This window comes from uncultured Gimesia sp. (assembly GCF_937919775.1).
Classification (GTDB): Bacteria; Planctomycetota; Planctomycetia; order Planctomycetales; family Planctomycetaceae; genus Gimesia.
In genome coordinates, this window is the sequence record NZ_CALFPF010000100.1 from 1 (window position 1) to 4,200 (window position 4,200).

General features: G+C 51.8%; 4 protein-coding genes. 2 read left to right on the forward strand and 2 right to left on the reverse strand.

Going from position 1 to position 4,200, the window contains the following annotated elements; translation table 11 throughout:
* Positions 1-1,146 (forward strand): aminotransferase class I/II-fold pyridoxal phosphate-dependent enzyme (locus Q0294_RS02630; RefSeq protein WP_299460640.1); only part of this gene is annotated, 1,146 nt, incomplete at its 5' end.
* 43 nt (positions 1,147-1,189) lie between these two features.
* Here Q0294_RS02630 and Q0294_RS02635 read toward each other — a convergent pair.
* Positions 1,190-2,536: a right-handed parallel beta-helix repeat-containing protein gene (locus tag Q0294_RS02635; protein WP_299460642.1), complete on the reverse strand. Its 1,347-nt coding sequence runs from the start codon at positions 2,534-2,536 to the stop codon at positions 1,190-1,192.
* A 185-nt stretch (positions 2,537-2,721) separates the two neighbouring features.
* Positions 2,722-3,897 carry a sialidase family protein gene (locus tag Q0294_RS02640; RefSeq protein WP_299460644.1) on the reverse strand — a complete coding sequence of 392 codons (1,176 nt, stop codon included), beginning with the start codon at positions 3,895-3,897 and terminating at the stop codon, positions 2,722-2,724.
* An 86-nt stretch (positions 3,898-3,983) separates the two neighbouring features.
* Here Q0294_RS02640 and Q0294_RS02645 point away from each other — a divergent pair, with 86 nt between their 5' ends.
* Complete coding sequence (locus Q0294_RS02645) at positions 3,984-4,169, forward strand: hypothetical protein (RefSeq protein ID WP_299460646.1); 186 nt, start codon at positions 3,984-3,986, stop codon at positions 4,167-4,169.
* The last annotated feature ends 31 nt before the right edge of the window (positions 4,170-4,200 follow it).

The window sequence follows — 4,200 nt, forward strand, 5'->3', positions numbered from 1 at the left end:
GGAAAAATCAATAAGCTGAAGTACCAGAAGCGCGTGGCGGGCGTTGACGTAATCGACCTGGGGATGGGAAATCCGACCGACCCGCCTGATCCGCTGATTGTGGAAAAGATGTCTGAAGCGCTGGCTGACCCGCGGAACCATCGTTACTCGGTTGCGAACGGCATTGCCAATCTCAGAAAAGAAGTGACGGCCCGCTACTGGAAAAAATATGGCGTGCGACTTGATCCGGATACCGAAGTAGTAACCTGTATCGGCTCCAAAGAAGGTTTCAGCCATATGTGCCTGGCTCTGATGGGTCCGGGAGATACCGCCATCGTCCCTTCTCCCTCGTTTCCGGTTCACGTTTATGCAGTGATGCTGGCTGCAGGAAATGTGATTGAACTCGACGTTCGCCAACCCGACCAGTTCCTTTCGAATATCGCTTACACTTGCGAGCATCTGTATCCCAAGCCGCGCGTCGTGGTGGTGAACTTTCCCCACAATCCCAGCGCCACAGTGATCGAACAGGACTTTTTTGTGGAACTGGTCCGTCTCGCCAAGAAGTATTCGTTTCTGGTGATCAGCGATTTCGCTTACGCGGACATCTGCTTTGATGGTTACAAAGCGCCGAGCTTTCTGGCCACTCCCGGTGCCATCGACGTCGGCGTCGAATTCACCACGATGAGTAAAGGCTTTAGCATGGCCGGCTGGCGCATCGGCTTCTGCTCGGGCAACTCGGAAATGGTCAGAGCCCTGTCCACGATCAAAGGCTATTATGACTACGGTCTGTTTCAGCCGGTTCAGATTGCTGCCATCGTCGCCATGCGGCACTGTGAAGCCGCCGTCGACAGTATCGCCGCTGAGTACCAGTCAAGACGAGATGTGTTCTGCAGCGGCCTGGAACGTCTGGGCTGGCAAATCGACCGCCCCAAGGCAGGCATGTTTGTCTGGGCGAAAATCCCCGAGCCCTGGTCCGAAATGGGATCGATCGATTTTGCAATGAAACTGCTTGATGAAGGGGGCGTCGCTGTCAGCCCCGGTCGTGGATTCGGCGAAGACGGCGAAGGTTATCTGCGGATGGCCATCGTCGAAAATTCACAACGCCTCAGACAAGCGGTCAAACAAATCGGAAAATGCATGAAGTCGGAAGAAATCGCCGCTGAATAGCACCTGCGAGTGCAGCCTGAAATCCTCAAAGTTTCAGGCTGCCTCAGGTTGTTTTACGTAAATCGTCGATGGATTTCATGAACCCCTGGATTTGATTGTCGGCCAGTTGAATGGTTCCGGCTTCCGCACCGATACGAATGCCCGTGCGCTGCATCGGTTCTCGCTGTTCGACAATTTTATTGCCGGAGATCGTTAAATCGGAGGTTTTGCCGGTGATATCAATGGCCACACCGTCGTCGCCACCACTGTTGATGATTTCATTATCGACGACCGTGTTGCGATTGGCCCAGAAGTTTTTCCCCCGCGCATCATCGCGAAAGAGAATGCCCACTTTTTTGCTGTTGTTAATTTGATTCGCTCGCATGATATTGTCGGTATCATTGTGACCAATCGAAATACCGAAATCATTGCCGGTCATCTGATTCTTTTCCGCCAGTCCATGTTTTACACCCCAGCACCAGAAGAGTCCGATGTGATTATTTTCCAGGCGGGTGTTCAGAATCAAGGGGCGTTGTGAACCGGAGCCCGGATGCATGCCGAGATCGGCGTTATCGTGACTGTGACAATTTTCGACTTTCACATCGTGACAAATCTGAAAGCTGATCCCGTCGCCGTTGTAATTCCGTGTGGTGACATTGCGAATGGTGTAGCGATTGCAGTCCTGCAGAAAGATGCAGCCGCCATAATTGCCATTCAGATTCGTATTGTTTTTTCGATTTCCGTCCAGCGTCAGATTCTCGATTACCACATTTTTCGTGTATTCACTGGTCAACAGAGGAAACAGAGACGATACGGTTGGCTTGCCGGAAAGCCATAAGTTTTTACGCAGTCCGTCATCCAGCTTGAACCGGTTCCCCGACCGCGCAACCAGCGACCGTTTGATTACGTCTTCGCTGCCGTTACTGAGATTTTTCGTGACGAGTACCACGCCGTCTCCCACCTGAAAACCGGCTGATTTCTCGAGCGTAATCTCCTGATCGTACCAGTCGGAATCTTCCGACAACGCGACTGTCTCGGAAGCGCCTTTGGTAATGATGGTCTCCGGGCCACTGCCTTGTAAACGAATTCCGGAAGGCAGATGCAGGGCATTCCGCAGCGTGAACGTGCCCGGCAGAATCTGGACCGTGCCGCCTCCTTTTCGCGCGATATAATCGATGGCGGCCTGCAAAGCTTTGTCACCGCTGCCGACAATGTCACCCGACTTGGGGCCGACCGAAATGGAGAGACGCTCATCCCACTCTGGTTCGAACCGCTGATCTCCATCAGTGGCGCGTGGCTGATTCACTTCAGGAGACTTTCCGGCGGCGAGGCGATTTGCAGAAACGGAGCCGATACCGGTAACCAAAGCGGCTCCCAGAAACTGGCGGCGGGAAAGTGGAAATGGTTGCATGAACTCGCTCCGAAACAAACCTGCTGGCTGATTTAATTAACTCTCTTTATAATCAGTTTCCTCAAATGTTGCAGGCATTTCAAGTCATTTTTCCAAGATGGTTCCGCCGCCGCGTTTTTTTATCACAATCAGATATTTTCCTGTCACGCTGAGACGTTTTTCAGACACCCTAGGCAGGATAAACGTCACTTTTCGTAAATGACAGACAGTGGGACAAACGTGATTTGTGATTCCGCCAGTCCGTTGTTTTTACTGCGGTCTCCCGCACAGTGACCGAGCAGCACCCCTTCCTTTGTGAACTCGATCGCCGTATAACAGTACCAGCCGTCCGGGTTGACTTCGAGGTTCTGAATCTGCTGCCAGGACTTGCCTTCATCTTTTGAGACGGCGATGCTCAGTGGGGTCCGTTTACCGCGTAGTTCCGGTGTGATGTCCCGGTGATTGTTCCAGACCAGCAGTAAATCACCTGTGGCAGGAATGCGTTCGATCGAAGCTGGCGAAACCGGTGAAATGATATTGGACGGTTTGAGCGAGGAAAACGTCTTGCCTCCATCCCGGGAATAGGCGACATACTGGCTACCGCCGTTCGTACGACAGAATCCCATCAGCCGCCCGTCTTTTAATTCGACGACTCCGGGCTCCTGCATGTAGGGTTGTTTGCCGCCGGGCTGCTTCTCGACTTCGACCTCTTCGCCGCGCTGCCAGGTTTTGCCGTTGTCATCCGAGTAATAACAGAGAAAACGGGCGCCGGGATTGAAGCGATCTGAGCCGGGCAGATTTTGATGCAACGCCAGCGGAACAACGATCCGGCCGCTTTTTAACTGAATCACCCGGTCATTATTCAGGACATAGTAACCCACCTGATCGGGAGAAATGATTTCCACGGGTTCGCTCCAGTGGGCGCCTTCATCTTCGCTGATCCGCATCACCGGTAGTAAATCATGAAGCGAATTTTTACGCGCATAGAACAAAGCAATCTGCCCGGTCTGCAGTCGCAGCAGTGAGACGGACATAATATTCTGCTGACCATCGTTCTCAATGATCGTCCGATCTGTTTGAGTCCATGTTTTACCCCCGTCAGACGAATAGCGGCCAGCCAGAAACGCAGAGGAATGATCGGCGGCTCCTCCGGTGAAGTGCGTGTAAACAAAAAGAATGCGACCATCCTTGAGTGTGATAAAATCCCCTTCGCTGTTACGCGGATTATTATCACTCGGGGGCAACTGCAAAACCCGTTTTGTTTTCGCAGCGCTGGAGGGGGTTGCCTTCTCCTGTTCGTCTGCAGCGAGAAATGCGATCTGGCATAATACACAGAACACCGTTACCACAAACAAACATTTCCCTTTAACCCGGCAGCTCATTTCTCAACCCCTGGTGAATGATGCGATCAAAGTCAGATCTGTCGTCATCTGATTGTCAGTCGAACTACCTCGATTGAACAGAAACAATGTCTGATCAACAAGCAGGCGGATACGAATTTTCTCTTTTTCCTTACAAATCACAAATCTTGCCATTTGTTTTTGTCAAACAACGATTTTACTGGATTGCCAAATCTGGTTCAGCTAAATCGCTCAGAAAAAACGCTCTCGAATCACTACTGACGGGGGCGTTAGATGGCCGCTCGCCTCAATAATTTCGTTTTAAAATCCTGAATTGAGCTGGGG